This is a genomic window from Streptomyces sp. NPDC051041 (genome assembly GCF_044456065.1).
Lineage (GTDB): Bacteria > Actinomycetota > Actinomycetes > Streptomycetales > Streptomycetaceae > Streptomyces > Streptomyces glaucus.
Genome location: NZ_JBITFM010000033.1, coordinates 1 through 20,478, shown reverse-complemented (window position 1 = coordinate 20,478; position 20,478 = coordinate 1). Strand labels below are relative to the sequence as shown.

The window sequence follows — 20,478 nt, the reverse complement described above, 5'->3', positions numbered from 1 at the left end:
CGTCATCCGCGGATTGAGCGAGGTGTACGGGTCCTGGAACACCATCTGGATGTTGCGGCGGACCGCCTTCAACGCCCGCCCGGACAACCGGGTGACGTCCTCGCCCCGGTACCGGATCGAGCCGGCCGTCGGCCGCTCCAGGCTGACCAGCAGCCTGGCCAGCGTGGACTTGCCGCAGCCGGACTCGCCGACGACGCCCAGCGTCTCGCCCCGGTGCAGGCCGAAGGAGACCCCGTCGACGGCCCTGACCGCGCCGACCCGCCTCCCGGACAGGACGCCCCGGGTGAGCGGATAGTGCTTGACCAGGCCGTCGGCCTGGAGGACCGGCTCAGCCACGGAGGCACTCCCGCCAGAAGTGACAGGCGCTTTCCCGCCCCCGGCCCACCTCGTACAGCGGGGGCACGTCGGTGCGGCACACGTCCCTCGCCAGGGGGCAGCGGGGGTGGAAGGAGCAGCCGGAGGGGATGTCCAGGAGGCTGGGCGGCAGGCCCCTGACCGCGTACAGCTCGCGGCCCTTGCGGTCCAGGCGCGGGATCGAGTCCAGCAGGCCCCGGGTGTACGGGTGGGCGGGCGCCCGGTAGAGGTCGCGCACCGGCGCGGACTCCACGATCCGGCCCGCGTACATCACCGCGATCTTGTCCGCGACGTCGGCGACCACGCCGAGGTCGTGGGTGATCAGGACCAGGCCCATGCGGTACTCGCGCCGCAGCTCCGCGAGCAGGTCCATCACCTGGGCCTGGACGGTCACGTCGAGGGCGGTGGTCGGCTCGTCGGCGATGATCAGGGCGGGTTCCAGCGCCATCGCCATGGCGATCATGATGCGCTGGCGCATACCGCCGGAGAACTGGTGCGGGTAGTCGCGGACCCGCCGGCGGGCGGCCGGGATCCGCACCCGGTCCATCAGCTCGACGGCCTTCGCCCGCGCGTCCCTGCGCGACATGCCGCGGTGCACGGTGAACATCTCGCCGAGCTGGTCGCCGACGGTCAGGACGGGGTTCAGGGACGACAGCGCGTCCTGGAAGATCATCGCCAGTTCGGCGCCGCGGACCCGGCGCCGCTCGCCCTCCCCCAGTTTCAGCAGGTCCCGGCCCCGGAACAGCACCTCGCCGCCCGTGATCCGCCCCGGCGGCGTGTCGAGGATGCCCATGACGGCCTGCGCGGTGACCGACTTGCCGGACCCGGACTCGCCGAGCACGGCCAGGGTCTCGCCCGCGTCCACACCGCAGGTGACGCCGTTGACGGCGTGGGCGACGCCGTCCCGGGTGTGGAACTCCACGCGCAGGTCGCGCACGTCGAGCAGCATGGCGGCGGCTCACCTCAGCTTCGGGTCGAGGGCGTCGCGCACGGCGTCGCCGAGCATGATGAACGCGAGGACGGTCAGCGCCAGCGCGCCGGAGGGCCACAGCAGCGCGTGCGGGGCGTTGCGGACGTGGGGCGAGGCGGCGGAGATGTCGATGCCCCAGGAGACGTGGGGCGGCCGCAGCCCGACCCCGAGGTACGACAGGGTCGCCTCCAGCGCGATGTACGTGCCGAGCGCGATGGTCGCCACGACGATCACCGGCGCGACGGCGTTGGGCGCGATGTGCCGCAGCAGCAGCCGGGAGTTCGAGGCGCCGAGGGCGCGGGCGGCCTGGACGTAGTCGTTCTGCCGGGCGGCGATGACGGCGCCGCGGGCGACCCGGGAGATCTGCGGCCAGCCGAGCAGCACCATGAACCCGACCACCGGCCAGACGGTGTCGCCGGCGACGACGGAGAGCAGCACCAGGCCGCCGAGGACGACCGGGATCGCGAAGAAGACGTCGGTGACCCGGGACAGGACCGCGTCCCCCATCCCGCCGAAGAACCCGGCGAGCCCGCCCAGCGCGCCCCCCAGGACCGCCACGCCCAGCGTGGCGCAGACGCCGACGGTGACCGAGGTGCGGGCGCCGTACACGGTGCGCGTGTAGACGTCGCAGCCCTGGCCGTCGTAGCCGAAGGGGTGGCCGGGTCCGGGACCCTGCTGTGCCCTGGCGAGGTCGCACGCGAGGGGGTTGCCGGAGGCGATCAGCGACGGCCGCAGCGAGATGACGACCAGGAAGCAGATCACCAGGGCGGAGAGCAGGAAGACGGGGTCGCGGCGCAGGTCGTGCCAGGCGTCGGACCACAGGCTGCGGGGCCCGCCCGCGGGACTCGCGCCCTCCGGGCCGGTGGCGCCTCCCGGGCCGGGAGGAGTCCGCGGGCCGGAGGGGGCCTCGGGGCCGGAAGAGGTCTTGGAGCTGGAAGGGGCCCTGGGGCCGGAGGGCGCCTCGGGGCCGGAGGGGGTCTTCCGCGGGATCGTCGCCTCGCTCGCCGTGAGGTCCGTCCGGCCGCCCGGGCCCGCCCCGGCGGCCGTGCGCTGCGGATCACCGGGCTGCTCAGGCATAGCGGATCCTCGGGTCGAGCACGGCGTACAGGAGGTCGACGAGCAGGTTGGCGACCAGGAAGACCAGCACCAGGACGGTGACGAAGCCGACGACGGTCTGGGTGTTCTGGCGCAGGATGCCCTGGTAGAGCTGGTAGCCGACGCCCTGGATGTTGAAGATCCGCTCGGTGACGATGGCGCCGCCCATCAGCGCGCCGACGTCCGTGCCGATGAAGGTGACCACGGGGATGAGGGAGTTGCGCAGCAGGTGCCGGGTGACGACCCGGTGGCGCGGCAGGCCCTTGGCGATCGCCGTGCGGACGTGGTCGGAGCGCAGGTTCTCCGCGATCGAGGTGCGGGTCAGCCGGGTCACGTAGGCCAGGGAGACGGCCGCCAGGACCAGTCCGGGCAGGATCAGTTCGCCGAGGGGGGCCCGGGGGGACACCGACGGTCTGATCCAGCCCCACTCGACGCCGAGCAGCAGCTGGAGCAGCAGGCCGGTGACGAAGGTCGGGACGGAGATGACGACCAGGGTGGCCAGCAGCACCGCGGTGTCGACCGGCCGGCCGCGGCGCAGGCCGGTGACGACGCCCAGCGTGACGCCGACGACGACCTCGAAGAGGACCGCCACGGCCGTCAGCCGGACGGTGACGGGGAACGCCGTCGCCATCAGCTCGGCGACCGGCCGGCCGTTGAAGGCGGTGCCGAAGTCGCCGGTGAAGACGTTGCCCAGGTAGGTCAGGTACTGCTGCCAGACCGGCTGGTCGAGGCCGAACTCCCGCCGGAGCCGGGCGGCCGTCGCCGGGTCGCACTCCCGCTCGCCGCACAGGCCCGCGACGGGGTCGCCCATCACGTGCACCATCAGGAAGATCAGCAGGGTGGCCCCGGCGAAGACCGGGACCATCTGCAGCAGGCGGCGGACGACGTACCCTCCCACGGGGCCGCCTCAGCCGACCCTGATCTGGTCGTAGACGGGGACGCTGAAGGGGTTGAGCCGCACGTCCGACAGCCGCTCCGAGTAGCCGGCGCTGCCGTTCTGGTACCAGAGCGGGATGGCGGCCATGGTGTCCCGGACGACCTCCTCGGCCTGCCGGAAGAGGTCCACGGCCCGGGCCGCGTCGGTCTCGGCGTTGGCCCGGTCGACGAGGTCGTCGAACTTCCGGTTCGACCACTTGCCGTCGTTGGAGGAGGCGTCGGTGTAGTACAGCGGCTGCAGGAAGTTCTGGACCAGCGGGTAGTCCATCTGCCAGCCGGCGCGGAACGGGCCGGGCATCTTCCGGTCGGCGATCCGGCCGCGGAAGTCGGCGAAGGTGCCGACCGGGTCGCCGACGCAGGCCCGGTCGTCGCCGAGCACGTGGTTGACGGAGTGGCAGACCGCGTCGACCCACTGCCGGTGCGAGCCGGTGTCCGCGTTGTACGTGATCCTGATCCGGCCGCCCGGCAGCCCGCCGCCCTCCGCGATCAGCCGCCTGGCCTCCTCGGGCCGGTACGTGCAGGCCCGTCCGCACAGGCCCTCGCGGTAGCCGCCGGCCTCGCCGAGGACCGGGGAGGTCCAGTCGGTGGCCGGGGTGCGGGTCCGGTGGAAGATCGTCTCGGTGATCCGGCGGCGGTCGATCGCCATGGACAAGCCCTTGCGGACCTTCTCCATGCCGCTCCTGTTCCAGGCGCGGTCGTAGAACGGGAAGGCGAGCGTCTGGAGGACGCCGGCCGGGGTGTTGAGGTAGCGGTCGCCCAGGTCGCCGCGGACGTTCCTCAGCTGGGCGGCCGGGATGTCGTCGACGAGGTCGAGGTTGCCCGCCATCAGGTCCGTGTAGGCGGTGTTGTTGTCGGTGTAGACCTTCAGGTCGACCCCGCCGTTGCGGGCCTTGTCGTCCCCGGGGTACTCCGCCCACCGGCGCAGGGCCATCCGGGAGCCCCTGACGTAGGACTCGACCAGGTACGGGCCGTTGCCGACCGGTTTCTCCAGCCAGGCGTCGTGGTCGTCGAAGAACGCCCGGGGCAGCGGGGCGAAGGCGGGGTAGCCGAGGGTGTCGGGGAAGCCGGAGAACTTCTGGCGGAGCCGGACGGTGAAGGTGCGCTCGCCGGTGACCTTCAGCCCGGAGAGCGTCTCGGCCCGCTGCCGGCCGCCGCCTTGCGGGTGCACCTCGTCGTAGCCGTCGATGTAGGCGAAGAAGTAGGCGTTGCGCTGGTTGTTCCGCAGGTTCGCGCCGTAGTTCCAGGCGTCCACGAAGGACCGGGCGGTGACCTTCTCGCCGTTGCTGAACGTCCAGCCGTCCTTGACGGTGACGGTGAAGTTCCGCGAGTCGGTCGTCTCGATCCGCTCGGCGAGCATGTTCTCGGCCTCGCCGGTGCGCGGGTCGTACCGCTTCAGGTTCCGGAAGATCATGTCGAGGACCTTGCCGCCCTGGACCTCGTTGGTGTTGGCCGGCTCCAGGGGGTTCGGCGGGTCGCCCCAGGAGGAGCTGAGCACTCCGCCGCCGGGGTCCCCGCTGCCGCCGTCGCCGCCGCAGGCCGTCGCCGTGAGGGCGAGCGCCATCGCGCACCCGGCCCACCGGGCGTGCCTGGTTCCACGCATGGCGTGCCTCCTCCGTGATGCGCCGGGGCGTCGGTCCCTCATCGCCACTATCCACCGGAAAACCGCATACCACTCATTCATCTCGTCCGTCCGGGGCGTCCGTCCCCCGTCCGGCGGCACCCGGCCGGACAGGCGGGCCGACGGCGCCGCCGGCCCGCCACCAGCGGCGCTTCACCGGTCTGGACCACTGGTTCCTCCGCCCCGTCAACTCCACTGTTTTCGCAGGCCACATGGGATACGAGGCCCCGTTGACGCGTGCCGGGGGCGCTGATAGACACACTCATCAACCCAGGCGCCGTGTGAACGATGACGCGAGGTCGGAACACATGAGCAGACCAGATCAGCACGGCACAGGAAGCGCGGTCCCCCGGCTGGCCGCCGCCGCGGGCATCGCCGCCCTGACCCTCACGGCCGTCGTGGCCCCCGGGCAGGCGGCCCGGGCCGACGGCGACAAGAAGGTCCTCACCGTCGCGGTCGCGCAGAGCGTCGACTCGCTGAGCCCGTTCCTGGCGACCCGTCTGGTCAGCACCAGCATCAACCGGCTGATGTACGAGTACCTGACCGACTACGACGTCGAGGACGCCCGCCCGGTCCCGGGCCTGGCCACCCGCTGGGAGACGTCCGCCGACAAGCTCACCTGGACCTACACGATCCGCTCCGACGCCCGCTGGTCGGACGGCCGCAGGATCACCGCCGAGGACGCGGCCTGGACGTTCAACACGATGATGACCGACGAGGCCGCGGCCACCGCGAACGGCAGCTTCGTCGCCAACTTCGCGAAGGTGACCGCCCCCAGCCCCACCGAGCTGGTCGTCCGGCTGAACAAGCCGCAGGCCACGATGACCGCCCCCGACGTGCCGATCGTGCCCAAGCACGTGTGGGAGAAGGTCGGTGACTTCTCGGCGTTCCACAACGACGAGCACTTCCCCGCCGTCGGCAGCGGCCCGTTCGTCCTCACCGGCTACCGGCCCGACAGCTACGTGCGGCTGAAGGCCAACGACCGGTTCTGGCGCGGGGCGCCCAAGTTCGACGAGCTGGTCTTCCGCTACTACAAGGACCAGGACGCCGCGGTGGCCGCCCTGCGCAAGGGCGAGGTCTCCTTCGTGGCCGGCTCGCCCTCCCTGACGCCCGCCCAGGCCGACTCCCTGAAGGGCCAGGAGAACATCGAGGTCAACGACGCGCCCGGCCGCCGCTTCCACGCCCTCGCCGTCAACCCCGGCGCCCGGGCCCGGAACGGGGAGCGGTTCGGCGACGGCCACCCCTCGCTGCTCGACCGGCGGGTGCGGCACGCGCTGTTCCGGGCCGTCGACCGCGAGGCCCTCGTCGACAAGGTCTTCCAGGGCCACGCGGCCGAGGGCGCCGGGTACATCCCGCCGCGCTTCTCCCGGTACTTCTGGAAACCGTCGAAGGAGCAGGAGCTCACCTACGACCCCGCCGCGGCGGCCCGGCTCCTGGACGAGGCCGGGTACCGGCGGAACGGCGCGGGCAAGCGCGTCGGCAAGGACGGCAGGCCCCTCACCTACCGCGTCCTGTGCCACGCCACCGACCCCAACGACAAGGCGGTCGGCCAGTACCTGAAGGAGTGGTGGGGCCGGCTCGGCATCGGTGTCCGGCTCGACTGCCTGGACAACGTCAGCGACCCCTGGCTCGCGGGCACCTACGACCTCGCCTTCGACGGCTGGTCCGTCAACCCCGACCCGGACTTCGTGCTCTCCCTGCACACCTGCGCGGCCCTGCCCGCCACCCCCGAGGACACCGGCGCCACCGACAACTTCATCTGCGACCGGACCTACGACGAGCTGTACGCCCGCCAGCTCGCCGAGTACGACCCGGACAAGCGGGCCGCCCTCGTCAAGCAGCTCCAGTCCCGGCTGTACGACCTCGGCTACATGAACGTCATGGCGTACCCGAACGCCGTGGAGGCCTACCGCACCGACCAGATCGCCTCCATCGAGACGATGCCGAAGGCCGCCGGCAACATCTACGGCCAGGACGGCTACTGGAGCTGGTGGTCGGCGGTCCCGGCCGACTCCGGCGGCTCCGGGGGCGGGGCCGGCCCGGCGGCCGTGATCACCGGCATCGTCGCGGGCGTCGTCCTGCTCGCGGGCGCCGGCGTCGTCCTGGCGGCGCGGCGGCGGGCCGGCGCCGAGGACCGCGAGTAGCCGATGGACCGGTCAGCTCCGCACACCGGGGGCCGCGGATGAGCGCCGGCGCGTCCCCCGCACCGGCCGCCGAGGCCGCGCCCGCGCCCCGGGGGCCGCGGGCCCGCACGGCCGCCGCGTACCTGCGCTACGGGGCCGGGAAGGCGGGCGGCGCGGCCGTCTCCCTGGTCGCCGTCCTCGTCACCGGGTTCTTCCTGTTCCGGCTGATCCCGGGCGACCCGGTGAAGACGATGACCGGCGGGCGCCCGGTGTCGGCCGAGCAGCTGGCCGCCTACCGCAGGGAGTTCGGGCTCGACCTGCCGCTGTGGCGGCAGTTCACGGACTACTGCGGCAAGGCGTTCACCGGGGACCTCGGCACCTCCTACCAGTTCCGGGCGCCGGTCACCGAGAAGATCGCCGAGGCGCTGCCGAACACCCTGCTGCTCACCGGCACCGCGTTCGTGCTGTACACCGTGGTCGGCGTCGCCCTCGGCACCCGCTCCGCCTGGCGGCACGGCGGGCTCGGGGACCGGCTGAACACCGGTCTGGCGCTGACCCTGTACTCCGTGCCGTCGTTCTGGCTGGGCCTGCTGCTGATCATCGTGTTCTCGGTCGGGGCCGGCCCGGTCCCCGGGCTGTTCCCGACCGGCGGCATGGAGTCCGGCGGCGAGGAGGGCCTCGCGCGCGTCCTCGACGTCGCCCACCACCTGGTCCTGCCCGTGCTCACGCTGGTCGCCGTCGAGTACGGGCAGACGCTGCTGGTCGCCCGGTCGGCGCTGCTGGACGAGATGGGCGGCGACTATCTGACGACCGCGCGCGCCAAAGGGCTCAGGGACGACCTGGTGCGGCGCCGGCACGCCGTGCCGAACGCGCTGCTGCCGACCGTGACGCTGGTCTTCGTCAACCTGGGCCGGACGGTCGCGGGCGTGATCCTCGTCGAGACGGTGTTCTCCTGGCCCGGCCTCGGCGGCCTGTTCTACCAGGCGCTGAGCGTGCCCGACCTGCCACTGGTGCAGGGCCTGTTCCTCTTCTTCGCCTCGGCGGTGATCCTCATGAACACCCTGGCCGACCTGGTCTATCCGCTGCTCGACCCCCGGGTGGGCCGATGACGGCCGGCGCCGCGGCGCACCCGACGCCGCGCCGGCTCGCCCGGCAGCGCCGCCGCCGGGCCGCCGTACGGTTCTGGCGGCGCTACCGCGCCCACCGCGCCGGGCCGGCCGGGCTGGCCGTGCTCGCCCTGTTCGCGCTGGTCGCGCTGACCGCGCCGCTGACGGTCGGCTCCGACGTGACCGGCGTGACCGACGCGCCGGGCCGGCCGCTGCAGAGCCCGAGCGGGGAGTTCCCCCTGGGAACCGACCGGTTCGGGCGCGACGTGCTGGGGCTGGTGGTGTGGGGGTCGCGGGTGTCGCTGCTGGTGGGGCTGCTCGCGGCGGTGCTGTCGGTGGTGATCGGCGCGGTGGTCGGCATCACCGCCGGGCACTTCCGCGGGGCGTACGCGACCGTGGCGATGCGGGTCACCGACTGGTTCCTGGTGATGCCGACACTGGTGCTGGCCATCGCGCTCGCCACGGTCATGTCCCGCTCGCTGGGGACGGTGATCCTGGCCATCGGCGTCACCACGTGGCCGACCACGGCCCGGCTGGTGCGGGCGCAGACGCTGGCGGTGGAGGCGCGGCCGTACGTCGAACGCGCCCGGGCGCTCGGCGGCGGGCACGGGCACGTCATGGCCCGGCACGTGCTGCCCAACGTGATGCCGCTGGTGCTGGCGCAGACCACGCTGATGGTGTCCGCCGCCATTCTGGCGGAGACCACGCTGGCCTTCCTCGGGCTCGGCGATCCGACGGTGGTCTCCTGGGGCGGGCTGCTGCAGGACGCGCGGGAGGCGGGCGCGGTCAGCGCCGGCCACTGGTGGTACCTGGTGCCGCCGGGCGTCGCCGTCGCGGCGGTCGCGCTGGCGTTCACGCTGTGCGGGCGCGCGGTGGAGTCGGCCCTCGACCCGAGACTGGGGGTGGCCCGTTGACGCTGCTGGAGGTGGAGAACCTCACGGTGACGTATCCGGGCGGGGCGGCCGCGGTACGGGGCGTGGACCTGTCCCTGGCGGCCGGCCGCAAGCTGGGCGTCGCGGGCGAGTCGGGCTGCGGCAAGTCCACGCTGGCGCTCGCCCTGCTGCGGCTGCTGCCGGCCGGGACGCGGATCGGCGGGCGGGTCCTGCTGGACGGCGAGGACGTGCTGACGATGCGGTGGGGCCGGCTGCGGGCGGTCCGCTGGGCCGGGGCCTCGATCGTCTTCCAGGGGGCGATGCACTCCCTGAACCCCGTGCACCGCGTCGGCGACCAGATCGCCGAGCCGGTCCTGCTGCACCGCCGGGAGACCCCCGCCGGGGCGCGCAGACGGGCGGGCGAGCTGCTGGAGCAGGTGGGGCTGCCGGCGGCGCGGGCGTCGGCGTACCCGCACCAGCTGTCCGGCGGGCAGCGGCAGCGCGTGATGATCGCGATGGCGCTGGCCTGCGCGCCGCGGCTGATCGTCGCGGACGAGCCGACCACCGCGCTGGACGTGATGGTCCAGGCGCAGATCCTGCGGCTGATCGAGCGGCTGGTCGCCGAACAGGACCTCGGACTGATCATGATCAGTCACGATCTGGCGGTCCTCGCCGACACCTGCGACCGGCTGGCGGTGATGTACGCGGGCCGGGTGGTCGAGGAGGGCCCGGCCCGGGCGGTGTACGAGGACGCCCGGCACCCGTACGCCCGGGCCCTGTCGGCGGCGTTCCCGCGCATCGGCGACCCGGCCTCCCGGTTCGCCCCGCGCGGCCTGCCGGGCGACCCGCCGGACCCGTCCGCGGTGCCGCCGGGCTGCGCGTTCCACCCGCGCTGTCCGGTGGCGCTGGAGCGCTGCGGCACGGACGACCAGCCGCTGCGCCGGGCGGCGCCGGACCGGCGGGCGGCCTGCGTGCACGTGGGCGCGGCGGCCGCCGCGCCGGCCGAGGACCCCGGGAGCGCCTCATGACGACACCCGCACCGCTGCTCAGCGCGCGGGCGCTGCGCGTGACGTACCCCGGCCGGCACGGCGGCCCGCCCGTGCGGGCGGTGGACGGCGTCGACCTTGACGTCCGGCCCGGCGAGATCGTGGCGCTGGTCGGCGAGTCGGGCTGCGGCAAGACGACGCTGGCCCGCGCGCTGCTGGGCCTGGTGCGGCCGGCGGCGGGCGGCGTCGGCTTCGCCGGGCGGCCGCTGACGTACACCTCGCGCGCCCTGAAGGCGTACCGCGGGCGGGCCCAGCTGGTCCTCCAGGACCCGAGCGGCTCGCTGAACCCGCGGCACACGGTGTACGACGCGGTGGCCGAGGGCCTGCGCATCCACCGCCGCGGCGGCGACGAGCGGGCGGCGGTCGCCGGGGCCCTGGCCCGCGCGGGCCTGCGCCCGCCCGAGCGGTTCTTCCTGCGCCATCCGCACGAGCTGTCCGGCGGCCAGCGCCAGCGCGTCGTCATCGCGGGCGCGCTGGCGCTGGAGCCCGAACTCCTCGTCGCCGACGAGCCGGTGGCCTCCCTGGACGCCTCCGTGCGCGGCGAGATCCTGGCCCTGCTGCTGCGGCTGCGCGACGAGCTGGGCCTGGCCGCGCTGGTGGTCACCCACGACCTGGGACTGGCGTGGAACATCGCGGACCGGGTGGCGGTGATGTACCTGGGCCGCATCGTGGAGACGGGCCCGGTCGAGCAGGTCCTGACGGCGCCCCGCCACCCGTACACCCGGGCCCTGCTGTCGGTGCTGCCGGAGGCGCCCGGCGACCCGGTGGTGCTGTCCGGCGAACCCCCGGACCCCTCCCGCATCCCCGGCGGCTGCCGCTTCCGGCCCCGCTGCCCCGTCCTGGCGAGCGGCGAGGCGGAACGGGCGGGGGTCGCGGACGCGTGCCGCACCCAGGACCCGGCGGTGCTGAGCGGGAACGCCACGGCCCAGGTGGCGTGTCACCTGGCGCACGGGGACGACGGCAGCTGACTCGGCCGGTCCTCCGCCGCCTCGCGCCGCCCGCCTCCCGAAGCCGCCGCGGCCCCCGGTGCGGGCCGCGCCGCCCCTCCGCCGCCTGTCATCGCGGGAACACTCAATGTGACGTAAATCCCGCTGCGCTACGTAACGGTGATCCCTTATGGGAATCTTTACCACCTTTATCGATGCTGTGTGTATCCCTGCACCGACAGCATCATTTCCTTGTCGAAACTTCGATCGAGGGGGATGTGATGGAGATTCGCCATCTGGTGACCTTTCAGAAGGTCGCGACGCTGTTAAGTTTCACTCGGGCTGCGGAAGAGCTCAGTTATGCGCAATCGAGCGTGACGACACAGATCCGCGCGCTGGAGGCCTCGCTGGGGGTGGAGCTCTTCGACCGGCTCGGCGGGCGGATCCGGCTGACGTCCGCCGGGGAGAAGCTTCTGGAGTACGCCGAGCAGATCCTGGCACTGACCGAGGCCGCGCGCGCGGATGTCGTCGGCGGGGACGGCCCGTCGGGCACCCTGGTCATCGGCACGATGGAGAGCATCACCTCCTACCGGATGCCGCCGCTGCTGGAGTTCTTCCACCACCGCTATCCGAAACTGCAGCTCTCCCTGAGGCCGAGCTTGTGCGCCGAGACCTGCCACGCGCTGCGCCAGGGAAGTTTCGACATCGGCTTCCTCATGGAGCAGCGGACCGTGCAGCAGGGACTGGAGACCGTGGTGCTGGCCGAGGAGCCGTTGGTGCTCGTCGCGGCTCCCGACCACCCGTTGGCCCGGCAGGAGGAACTGTCGCTCGACGACCTCCGGTCGGCGTCCATCCTGGCGACCGAGTCCGGATGCGCCTACCGCGACCTGTTCGAGGAAGAACTGCGGGGCGCGGAGACCATGCCGTTCCTGGAATTCGGAACCATAGAGGCGATCAAGAGAGGGGTGATCTCCGGGCTGGGAATCGCGCTGCTTCCCGCCGTGACCGTGACCAGGGAACTGGAGGCCGGCGAGATGACGGCGCTGCCCTGGAAGGCCCCGTTCTCCGTCTACACGCAGCTGGCCTGGCGCAGCAGCAGGCGCCTGTCACGGGAGCTGAAACTGTTCATCGACCAGGCGGTGCGGCTGATGCAGGAGGACGTGCCGCTGGCCAAGTCGGGCTGACCCGGCGGGGCAGGGGGTCAGGCGGCCAGCGCTTCGGGGGCGAAGACGGAGATCCGGTCGGTGACGTCGTCGGGCACCCGTCTCCTCACCGCCCGCGGCTCCTCGGGGGTACCGATGTACAGCCAGCCCAGCAGGCGTTCCGTCGGCCGCAGCCCGAGCAGACGGCGGACCTGCGGGGATTCGGTGAGCTCGCCGGTGCGCCAGATGCTCCCGAAGCCGCGTGCGTGCAGCAGCAGCGTCAGGCAGCCGGCCATGGCGCTGGTGGCGGCCAGCTGTTCCCACTCCGGTACGCGGTGATCGGGCACGGGTGCGAACACCAGGGTGGCCAGCAGGGGCGCCCGGTTGGCCTTGGCCCGCATCCGTGCCCGCCGGACGGCGGGGGCGGAGCACGCGTCGGCGAAGCAGTGGCCGAGGGCGTCGCGTCCTTCACCGCGTACCAGGACCCACCGCCAGGGACGGAGCCTGCCGTGGTCGGGCGCTGTGGCGGCGGCCCTGAGCAGGTAGGCGAATTCCTCGTCTCCGGGGGCCGGTTCGACGAGTCTGCGTTCGCTGCGGCGGCTCAGTACGGCCGTCATGACGTCCATGGACTTCCTCCTGGGTGGTTCCTGTTCGCTCGAGGGTGCTGTTCGGGGGGCACACGGGCGGGGCGGGGGCCGTGGAACGCCCCCGCCCCGTCGGATGGATCAGTGGTGGACGCGGCGGTCGCCAGCGGTCTGCCGGTAGCGGATGGACCACTGGTTGCGGCGCACGTAGGTCCGCTGCAGCCAGCGGTCGGCACCGTCGTAGCGGGCGGTGAACGGGGTGCGGGCGTGCAGCCCCTTGCGGTTGTTGATCAGGAGCGCTTCACCGGGGCGAAGGTGGACCCGGTGGGCGGTCTCGCGGCAGGCGGCCTGGAGACGGTCCAGGGCTGCTTCGGCAGCGGTGGTCATGGCGCGTACGCCGTTGGCGGAGGAGGAGATCTCGGGGAACTCCTCGGGCCCGCTGATCATGGCGACCGGATCGGAGAGGACCTCCCGTCCGCCGGCCACGTCCCGCACGTAGCTGCCGGGGGCGTTGAGCCGGAACAGCGGGCTGCGCAGCAGCTCCAGGGTGCGGGAGTCGAGGACACGGACGATGTCCCGGGCGTCCGCGTAGTGGGTGGCGGCGATGCCCTCGTGGTCGGAGCGCAGGCAGCTGAGGACCAGGAAGTCGGGGTTGCTGACGTCGTAGCGTCCGATGGTGTCGTGAACGATGTCGTTGTGGAAGTTGAGGAAGACGGTCGAGCCCTGGTTGGTCTGGGTCGTCGCGCCGCCCTCGACGGGTATGACGTCGTGGACGAGCTGTCCGTTCTTCTCGGTGAGGAAGCCGACGGGCTCGCCGAGCAGGCCCGAGAGGCCGAGCAGGACCCCTTCGGCGACGAATGTCTTCTTGTCGGTGGCCGGACCACCGCCCACCGGGGTGGCGGGCAGCTCCGCGTCGGTGGGCAGGTTGCGCACGTAGCCGACGCCGGGAGCGTCGTTGTGACGGCCGAAGTCGAGGATCTGCTGCAGCAGTCCGAGCGGCAGGGTGGCGAAGATCTGGTGGTACCGCGCCATGGCCCGGTCGATGTCCAGGGTGGGGTCGGGCTCGGCCGCGAGCGCTCGTCCGATGGAGTCCCGGACGGAGTCGGGCAGGTCGATCAGTCCCAGGGTCTGCGGCGTCCGGGTGGTGGTCTCGGTGCTGATCGCGGTCATGTGAGGGCTCCTTTCGGTGGGACGGTTCAGACGGCTCGGATGCCGGCGAAGGGCTCGGGCAGTTCGTCGTGGAGCTTCTGGGAGAGCCGGCGGGCCTGCTCGGCGTCGGCCACGACATGGGTGGTCGCCCGGCTGCCGACGATCTCGGTGACGGGGATGCCCAGGACGCGGGCCTGCGGCAGGTCGTGGGTGCGGTGGAAGCGTTCGATGTCCAGGTAGCCGCCGACGACCATGAGGTGCGGTCCGTCCTCCAGCCGTACGGTGTCGATCCCCTCGGCGTGGAAGACGCTGTGCGCCCGGTCGGCTTGGGCCTCGGTGGCGTAGCCGATGACCCGGGACCTGGTGTTGAGTACGACGCTGGCGGACGGGCTGCCCTCCCTGCTGATGACCGTGCCCGAGGAGAAGGGGGGCCGGTTGAGGCGGCAGACCAGGGTGATGCCGTGCTGCCGGGCGGTCCGCACCGACCTGCGGTGCAGGACCTTCGCTCCGTACAGCGACATCAGGGCGGCGGTGTCGTAGGTGACCTCGGGGAGCGGACGGGCGCCGCTGACCGTGTTCGGGTCCGCGCTGTAGATGCCGTCGACATCCGAGTGGATCTCGCAGCGTCCGGCGTCGAGTGCCGCGGCGACGAGGACGGCCGACAGGTCGGAACTGTTCTTGCCGAGCCAGGTGGGGCGGCCGTGCCGGTCGACGGCCTGGCCGCCGGGGATGACGACGACCTGGTGCTCGGCGAGGGCTTCCCGCAGCGGAGCGGCGCTCGACCGCTCCACCTTGGCCCACATGAACGTGCTGTCGGTGACGAGGCCCTGCTGGTGGCCGGCGAGCACGGTGGCCGTGAGCCCGGCCCGGTGCAGGGCGGTGCACAGGAGGTGGGCGCTGATGGTGTCGGCGAGGGTGAGGAGTCCGGCGACGGTGGCTTCCTCGGGCTGCTCGTTGGCCTCGTGCAGCATGCCGCGCAGCTTCTCGGTCTCCCCGGGCATGGCGCTGACCACGACAGCCATCGGGCGTCGTTCGTCCTCGATCCGCTGCCGCAGGGCCGCGGCGAGGTCGGTGTAGGCCTGCACGGTGGGGAAGGTGGAGCCTCCGAACTTCAGGACGACGGGCGCGGTCACAGCACACCTCGCCGGGTGAGCGCCTCGGCGATCTGCAGCGCGTTGAGCGCGGCGCCGATGCGCACGTTGTCGGCGACGATCCACAGCCAGAAACCGCGGGGATTGTGGCGGGCCACGCGGATGCGGCCGACGTGGACCCGGTTCGGGTCGTCGACGGTGCGGGGGGTGGGGAAGGAACCCGCGGTGGCGGGGTCGTGGACGGTGACCTCGGGCTGATCGGCCAGCAGGCGGACGAGCTCGTCGCGGTCGACGGGGTTGTGGCACTCGATCCAGGCCGCCTCGGAGTGGCTGTTGATCACGGGGACGCGCACGCAGGTGGTGGTGACGTCGAGGTGCGGCAGTCCGAGGATCTTGCGGGACTCCTGGAGCATCTTCTGCTCTTCGAAGGTGAAGCCGTCGTCCAGGAGGCGGTCGATGCTCGGGATGACGTCGAAGGCGAGGGACGGGGTGAAGGTACCGGTGACGCCGGCGCTGTCGGGATCGTCGAGCACGGTGCGGGTGGCGGCGCGCAGTTCCTCGATGCCGGAGTAGCCGGCGCCCGACGCCGCCTGGTAGGTGCTGACCACGGCCTGGCGTATGCCCCAGCGCTCCTGGACGGGCTTGAGCAGCCGGACCAGCGGGATGGTGGAGCAGTTCGGGTTGGCGATGACGCCGCTGGCCGGGCGGGAGCCGAGTTCGTGAGCGTTGACCTGGGGGACGACGAGAGGGGTGTCCGGGTCCATCCGGAAGGCGCTGGTGTTGTCGATGACCAGGGCTCCCTGCGCAACGGCCTTGGGCACGAAGGTGGTGCTCACGCGGGCGCCGGCGGAGAAGAAGGCGACGTCGACGTCCGAGAAGTCGAAGCCGTCCAGGTTCTGCACGCGGTAGGGGCGTCCCTCCACGGCCACCTCGCGCCCGGCCGAGCGGGCCGAGGCGACCAGGTGCAGGTCACCGTAGCGGAAGCCGCGTTCCTCGATGAGCTGCAGGAGGGTGGTACCGACCACTCCGGTGGCACCGACCAGGGCGATGCGCGGTGCGTCGGAAGCGGGGACACGGGGCATGGCAGCGGGTTTCCCTTCAGACGGTGGTGCTCTTGCGGGGGACCGGGACCGACTGTGTCCGGGCGGCGGGGCGCAGGCGTGGGTGCCACCCGAGGCTGATGCCGAGGGAGGCGGCCACGATGAGCGGGATGCCCAGCGCCTGGGTCCAGGTGACGTGGTGTCCGTACACGGCCCAGTCGCAGACCATGGCGGCGGCCGGGTAGACGAAGGCCAGTACGGCGATCTTCGAGGTGGGCAGCTTCTGGTACGACGAGTACATCAGGACGTACATGACGCCGGTGTGGAGGAAGCCGAGGCCGACGAGCCAGCCCCAGCCGGCGCCGAGGTGCGCGCTCTGGCCCAGCTGGGTGAAGGGCAGCAGCAGCGGGATGCCGAGCAGCACCTGCACCAGCGCGACCAGGTGGGGCTTCACCCCCGTCACACGCTTGGTGATGATCGTCGACAGACCGTAGAAGAGGGCGGCCAGCAGGGCGTATCCGAGGCCCACCAAGTAGGTGCTGCCGCCGGTGAAGTCGGATGCCGACACGCCGGCGACGAGAACGAGCCCGAGGAAGGCGACGAGCAGCCATCCCGCCTTGTGGGCGGTGATGCGGTCCTTGAACAGCAGGGCGCCGAGGAGCACCACGAAGAACGGCTGGGTGTGGTAGACGACGGTGGCCACCGAGATGGACGTCGAGCCGTAGGACTCGAAGAGGAACGCCCAGTTGAACACGATGAACACGCCGCCGAGCGCGGCCAGACCGAGCTTCTTCGGGGTGAAGCCGTGGTCTTTGAAGAAGCCCCGGACCAGGCAGTACAGGCCGAGGAAGAGGGTGCCGAAGACGCACCGGTAGAAGACCACGTTGAACGGCGAGGCGCCGGATTCGACGACGAAGACGCCGATGGTGCCGGAGAGCAGCATGGCCGCCGTCAGTTCGATCGCTCCACGCGTCTCCCGAGGCATGGAAGATTGTGATGTGTTCATGTCATACTCCTGATCCGAGAGAACCCCGTCTTCGCGGTGTCCGGGCTGGAGGCCGGGGCGGGGTGGGTCGGCGTGCCGGCCGGCAGCGCGACGGCGGTCCGCGTCGTCCGCTCCGGGAATCCGGCCTACGAGAAAGCTACGAGCTGGGGCGGGACCCGGTCCACAGCCCGCTGGGCAACGAAACCGATGCCCGCATCAAGGCTGTCGATGACAGGCGCGAGCGGACGGCGTCAGTGCAGGGGCAGGGGGTAGTGCAGGCCGCCGTCGGCCCAGGCCGCGTTCGGGCCGCGGCTCACGTCCAGGCCGGAGGCCGCGCCCAGATTACGTTCGTAGACGTCGCCGTAGGTGCCGACGGCGTCGAGAACGCGGAGGGCCCAGTCCTCGTCCAGCCCCAGCGCCGGGCCGTGCCGGCCGGCCAGCGCGGCGGCGGTGTACGCCGCCTGATGCGAGCCGCTCTCGTGCACGGCATGTTCCGCGGCGAAGAGGAACTGCAGCACCCAGCGGCACACCCGGAACCAGACCGGGTCGTCGTCGCGGACGGCGAGCGCCATGGGCTCGCGGGAGATGGCGGCTTCCAGCACGGTGTGGTCCGACGGGCGGGGAAGCGCGGCGCGGGCTCCGGCCAGCGCTATGCGGTCCAGGACGTATGCCGCGCACGCACCGCTCGCGTAACCGGCCAGAGCTTCGGCGGGAGTGGTGTAGGCGACGGGCTCCACCCGCAGCCCGCGTGCGCCGAACCACGCCGCCAGATTGCCCGCGGTGGTGGTCCCCGCCTGTATGGCGACCCGCCGGCCGGCCAGCTGCTCCGGGCGGGATATCCCGTCCGCGGTCCGGACCAGGAAGCCCTCCCCGTCGTAGCAGGTGACCCCGGCGAACAGGACCGGGTGGGACGCCTCACGCCCGAGGGTCCACGACAGGTTGCAGGCGGCCACGTCCGCCGCCCCCGAGGTGAGCCTGGCCAGCCGCTCGCCGGGGTCCGTCGGCAGCCATTCCACCGCGCCGGCGTCGCCGAGCACCGCCGTGGCCACCGCGCGGGCGACATCGGCGTCGAGCCCGGTCCACGAGCCCCGCCCGTCCGGCAGGGACAGGCCGCGGATTCCCTGACTGACCACCGCGCGTACGCCGCCTCGCTCACGTACCGCGTCCAGCGTCGTGGCGGCTTTGTGCACCGAGGTCGTCACAGCATCCCCCTCACCGCCGCGCCGACCAACTCCTCACGATCGAACCGGCGTTCGTTGTAACCGAGCATGTCGATCAATGAACGTGCCGTCACCGGTCTGCGCCCATGACCGTCCGGGACGGCCACGGGCATGGCTCCGGGGTCGGACCAGCGCAGGACCCCCCCGGGACCGACCGCCGCCCGTGAGCGGTTGGCGTTGTCCTGGTGCAGGCAGTACGGCACATCCAGGTGACCACGGGCGAAGGCGTTCACGAGCGCGGATCCCACGTCGTCGCCGAAGCTCAGCGTCGACGTGATCAGCTTCGTCGCCTCTTCGTAGATGCCGGTCCGCCTCACCGCTCCGGCCGGCCCGTGGCGCCGCTCGTCCTCCGCCACCGCGGCGGCGAACTCGAGAGCGTCCACGTTCTCCTCGATGGTCGGAATCCGGTGCGCCTCCACGGCGGTCTTCACGATGAGCCGCTCGCTCCCGCTGCGAACCGCGAGACGGACGCTGTCCTCCAGCATCCGGTAGGCCCCCACCACGGTCCTGGGGTACACACCCATGTACGTGTAGAGCACCACGTGCCAGTCGACGTCTCCCAGCCATTGCGCGGCGAGGAGGCGCAGCGCGGCAAGCGCCTCGAGGTCCTGCTCGGGGCTCGTCTGCTGCGCGTAACTGACCGAGATGCTTCGCATCCCGTGCTCGCGGAAGAACATTCCCTCCAGGACACTGAGCGCGATCAGCAGGCTGGGCGGGCACAGCTGACCGAGCATGCAACCGCCGAAGCTCTCCAGGTGCACCGTCTCCGACCGGTCCGACAGAATGCGGCAGCACTCGGCCCAGGCCGCGGTCGCCTGCGGCAGCGGCACGCGGCTGTAGGGCAGGCAGTACGAGACCGGACCGCCCTCGGTGGCGTCCGCGCCGATGTCGGCCAGTGCGGTGAACAGCTCCTGCGGGAGGGCGGAGCCGTGGCGGAACTGAACGGGGAAGTCGTCCCCGGCCACTCCCCGCAGCAGACGGCCCGTCTCCTGCACGCCATGGGCCACGACCGGGTACCCGTTGAGATCGTCGCCGCGCTCCAGTGCCCGCCGGGCGGAGTCGTGATCGTTGACCCGGGTGTAGCTGTCGACCGTGACCGTACCGACGGACGCCGCCCGTGCCGCCCGTACCGCCTCGAGACCGCGCCGCATGGTCGCCGTGTCCGCGAACCCCATCCGGGGCTGCACCACCAGGCGTCCCTGCTCGTGACTGCGCCGGACGAAGCGGGAGAACCGGCCGCGCGCCGGGACGGTCGGCGACTGGGGGGCGGAAACCGGCTCGGCCGGCGATCCGTCACCGAAGCCGCTGCTCATCTCATATCTCCCTACCTGTCATTGCGAGCTCACGGGCAGAGCCTTCCTCCAAGGCGCCGAGAAAAGTGTCGAATTCGGCGATTCCCGCATCCGCTTCAAATGCGGCGTCAAATCCTGCCTCGACGAGTTCCGTGCTGAACCGCGCGTTCCCGGACCCTCGGATGCCGAGTTTCCCGCCGATGACGACTCGCAGACCGGCCAGTTCGGGATCGGACCGAATCTGTGTGATGAGCCGAAGCCCGTCCAGGTGACCGTGGCCGTTGACCGTGCTCACCACCAGGACGTCCGGGCGGCGCCTGCGGCACTCGGCTATGATCACATCGTCCGGAACGCACGCTCCGAGGTTGACCACCTCTCCGCCCCGCTCTTCCAGCAACAACTGCAGGAAAACGAGGTTCCACATGTGGGCGTCTGATGACACGCTGGTGACGATGAAGCGTCTGGAACGTGTCGCCGCTACTTCGTTCATTACTCCCATCCACGTGTCGGAAAAGCTGACGCATTGAACCTACGAGTTCTTGCCGAGCTGGTCCACAATCCACCGGAGAATGAAATCGATGCCCGTATCAAGGCTGTCGATAGGGAGCCCCGGGAGCGTGCGGCGCTTCCCGGCCGTGCCGCTCACACCGTGCCGGAGTAAAGCCCCGGCCGTCACGGCGGCCCCCGCGGAGTCGTCACGCGGTGCCGTTCCGCGGCACCTGCCGGCGAAACGGCCGTCGAAGTCGGGGGTGCCGGACGGCGCATAGGACAAGGGGCTGGTTCCCGGTACGAGCGCACGTACCGGGAACCAGCCCCGCGGAGCAGTCCGATCAGGCCGCCGGGACCACCTGCTTCTCCTCGGCGAAGTGGCAGGCCGAGGCGTGGGCGGCCGGGGAGCCGGTGCCCTTGAACCGCTCGGGGACCGCGAG

Annotated in this window: 19 protein-coding genes; 6 read left to right on the top strand and 13 right to left on the bottom strand. The window is 72.0% G+C overall.

The window, feature by feature from the left end:
- From ACIBAI_RS28590 to ACIBAI_RS28570, 5 genes are all read right to left on the bottom strand, one after another.
- Positions 1-336 (bottom strand): ATP-binding cassette domain-containing protein (locus ACIBAI_RS28590; RefSeq protein ID WP_399038686.1); only part of this gene is annotated, 336 nt, incomplete at its 3' end.
- On the bottom strand, positions 329-1,303 hold the full coding sequence (locus ACIBAI_RS28585; RefSeq protein ID WP_399038684.1) for an ABC transporter ATP-binding protein: 975 nt from the start codon (positions 1,301-1,303) through the stop codon (positions 329-331). The genes ACIBAI_RS28590 and ACIBAI_RS28585, both read right to left, overlap by 8 nt.
- Before the next feature lie 9 nt (positions 1,304-1,312).
- Entirely contained in the window at positions 1,313-2,401 is a 1,089-nt protein-coding gene (locus tag ACIBAI_RS28580; RefSeq protein ID WP_399038682.1) for an ABC transporter permease subunit, read from the bottom strand.
- Entirely contained in the window at positions 2,394-3,317 is a 924-nt protein-coding gene (locus ACIBAI_RS28575; protein WP_399038681.1) for an ABC transporter permease, read from the bottom strand. Before ACIBAI_RS28575 ends, ACIBAI_RS28580 begins: the two co-directional genes overlap by 8 nt.
- Before the next feature lie 9 nt (positions 3,318-3,326).
- Entirely contained in the window at positions 3,327-4,955 is a 1,629-nt protein-coding gene (locus ACIBAI_RS28570; RefSeq protein WP_399038679.1) for an ABC transporter substrate-binding protein, read from the bottom strand.
- Between the two features lie 326 nt (positions 4,956-5,281).
- Between ACIBAI_RS28570 and ACIBAI_RS28565 the strand changes: the two genes are divergently transcribed.
- From ACIBAI_RS28565 to ACIBAI_RS28540, 6 genes are all read left to right on the top strand, one after another.
- Complete coding sequence (locus ACIBAI_RS28565; RefSeq protein ID WP_399038677.1) at positions 5,282-7,117, top strand: ABC transporter substrate-binding protein; 1,836 nt, start codon at positions 5,282-5,284, stop codon at positions 7,115-7,117.
- Positions 7,118-7,155: 38 nt separating this feature from the next.
- Positions 7,156-8,205, top strand: coding sequence for an ABC transporter permease (locus ACIBAI_RS28560; RefSeq protein WP_399038675.1), 1,050 nt, complete (start codon positions 7,156-7,158; stop codon positions 8,203-8,205).
- Entirely contained in the window at positions 8,202-9,116 is a 915-nt protein-coding gene (locus ACIBAI_RS28555; RefSeq protein ID WP_399038673.1) for an ABC transporter permease, read from the top strand. The genes ACIBAI_RS28560 and ACIBAI_RS28555 overlap by 4 nt, the downstream gene beginning before the upstream one ends.
- Positions 9,113-10,102, top strand: a complete 990-nt coding sequence (locus ACIBAI_RS28550; protein ID WP_399038671.1) for an ABC transporter ATP-binding protein — start codon at positions 9,113-9,115, stop codon at positions 10,100-10,102. The genes ACIBAI_RS28555 and ACIBAI_RS28550 overlap by 4 nt, the downstream gene beginning before the upstream one ends.
- Complete coding sequence (locus ACIBAI_RS28545) at positions 10,099-11,088, top strand: ABC transporter ATP-binding protein (RefSeq protein WP_399038669.1); 990 nt, start codon at positions 10,099-10,101, stop codon at positions 11,086-11,088. The genes ACIBAI_RS28550 and ACIBAI_RS28545 overlap by 4 nt, the downstream gene beginning before the upstream one ends.
- Positions 11,089-11,327: 239 nt before the next feature.
- The gene (locus ACIBAI_RS28540; protein WP_399038667.1) at positions 11,328-12,230 is read left to right on the top strand and encodes a LysR family transcriptional regulator; all 903 of its coding nucleotides are present in this window, start codon (positions 11,328-11,330) and stop codon (positions 12,228-12,230) included.
- 17 nt (positions 12,231-12,247) lie between these two features.
- Here ACIBAI_RS28540 and ACIBAI_RS28535 read toward each other — a convergent pair whose 3' ends face one another.
- From ACIBAI_RS28535 to ACIBAI_RS28500, 8 genes are all read right to left on the bottom strand, one after another.
- The gene (locus ACIBAI_RS28535; RefSeq protein ID WP_399038665.1) at positions 12,248-12,814 is read right to left on the bottom strand and encodes a nitroreductase; all 567 of its coding nucleotides are present in this window, start codon (positions 12,812-12,814) and stop codon (positions 12,248-12,250) included.
- Between the two features lie 99 nt (positions 12,815-12,913).
- On the bottom strand, positions 12,914-13,942 hold the full coding sequence (locus ACIBAI_RS28530; RefSeq protein WP_399038663.1) for a TauD/TfdA family dioxygenase: 1,029 nt from the start codon (positions 13,940-13,942) through the stop codon (positions 12,914-12,916).
- Between the two features lie 26 nt (positions 13,943-13,968).
- Entirely contained in the window at positions 13,969-15,054 is a 1,086-nt protein-coding gene (locus tag ACIBAI_RS28525) for an aspartate kinase (protein WP_399038661.1), read from the bottom strand.
- Complete coding sequence (locus tag ACIBAI_RS28520) at positions 15,051-16,094, bottom strand: aspartate-semialdehyde dehydrogenase (protein ID WP_399038659.1); 1,044 nt, start codon at positions 16,092-16,094, stop codon at positions 15,051-15,053. The genes ACIBAI_RS28525 and ACIBAI_RS28520 overlap by 4 nt, the downstream gene beginning before the upstream one ends.
- A 16-nt stretch (positions 16,095-16,110) precedes the next feature.
- Complete coding sequence (locus ACIBAI_RS28515; RefSeq protein WP_399038657.1) at positions 16,111-17,058, bottom strand: DMT family transporter; 948 nt, start codon at positions 17,056-17,058, stop codon at positions 16,111-16,113.
- Positions 17,059-17,288: 230 nt separating this feature from the next.
- A complete protein-coding gene (locus ACIBAI_RS28510; RefSeq protein ID WP_399038655.1) occupies positions 17,289-18,239 on the bottom strand; it encodes an amino acid ABC transporter substrate-binding protein in 951 nt (316 codons plus the stop codon).
- Positions 18,236-19,570 carry a methylaspartate mutase gene (locus ACIBAI_RS28505; protein ID WP_399038653.1) on the bottom strand — a complete coding sequence of 445 codons (1,335 nt, stop codon included), beginning with the start codon at positions 19,568-19,570 and terminating at the stop codon, positions 18,236-18,238. Before ACIBAI_RS28505 ends, ACIBAI_RS28510 begins: the two co-directional genes overlap by 4 nt.
- A gap of 1 nt (position 19,571) precedes the next feature.
- Positions 19,572-20,039 carry a cobalamin B12-binding domain-containing protein gene (locus tag ACIBAI_RS28500; protein WP_399038651.1) on the bottom strand — a complete coding sequence of 156 codons (468 nt, stop codon included), beginning with the start codon at positions 20,037-20,039 and terminating at the stop codon, positions 19,572-19,574.
- Positions 20,040-20,478 lie beyond the last annotated feature (439 nt).

Coding starts and splice junctions, on each gene's coding strand:
- ACIBAI_RS28585 (WP_399038684.1), bottom strand. CDS start 1,303: ATGCTGCTCGACGTGCGCGACCTGCGCGTGGAGTTCCACACCCGGGAC.
- ACIBAI_RS28580 (WP_399038682.1), bottom strand. CDS start 2,401: ATGCCTGAGCAGCCCGGTGATCCGCAGCGCACGGCCGCCGGGGCGGGC.
- ACIBAI_RS28570 (WP_399038679.1), bottom strand. CDS start 4,955: ATGCGTGGAACCAGGCACGCCCGGTGGGCCGGGTGCGCGATGGCGCTC.
- ACIBAI_RS28565 (WP_399038677.1), top strand. CDS start 5,282: ATGAGCAGACCAGATCAGCACGGCACAGGAAGCGCGGTCCCCCGGCTG.
- ACIBAI_RS28560 (WP_399038675.1), top strand. CDS start 7,156: ATGAGCGCCGGCGCGTCCCCCGCACCGGCCGCCGAGGCCGCGCCCGCG.
- ACIBAI_RS28555 (WP_399038673.1), top strand. CDS start 8,202: ATGACGGCCGGCGCCGCGGCGCACCCGACGCCGCGCCGGCTCGCCCGG.
- ACIBAI_RS28545 (WP_399038669.1), top strand. CDS start 10,099: ATGACGACACCCGCACCGCTGCTCAGCGCGCGGGCGCTGCGCGTGACG.
- ACIBAI_RS28540 (WP_399038667.1), top strand. CDS start 11,328: ATGGAGATTCGCCATCTGGTGACCTTTCAGAAGGTCGCGACGCTGTTA.
- ACIBAI_RS28535 (WP_399038665.1), bottom strand. CDS start 12,814: ATGGACGTCATGACGGCCGTACTGAGCCGCCGCAGCGAACGCAGACTC.
- ACIBAI_RS28530 (WP_399038663.1), bottom strand. CDS start 13,942: ATGACCGCGATCAGCACCGAGACCACCACCCGGACGCCGCAGACCCTG.
- ACIBAI_RS28520 (WP_399038659.1), bottom strand. CDS start 16,094: ATGCCCCGTGTCCCCGCTTCCGACGCACCGCGCATCGCCCTGGTCGGT.
- ACIBAI_RS28515 (WP_399038657.1), bottom strand. CDS start 17,058: ATGAACACATCACAATCTTCCATGCCTCGGGAGACGCGTGGAGCGATC.
- ACIBAI_RS28505 (WP_399038653.1), bottom strand. CDS start 19,570: ATGAGCAGCGGCTTCGGTGACGGATCGCCGGCCGAGCCGGTTTCCGCC.
- ACIBAI_RS28500 (WP_399038651.1), bottom strand. CDS start 20,039: ATGAACGAAGTAGCGGCGACACGTTCCAGACGCTTCATCGTCACCAGC.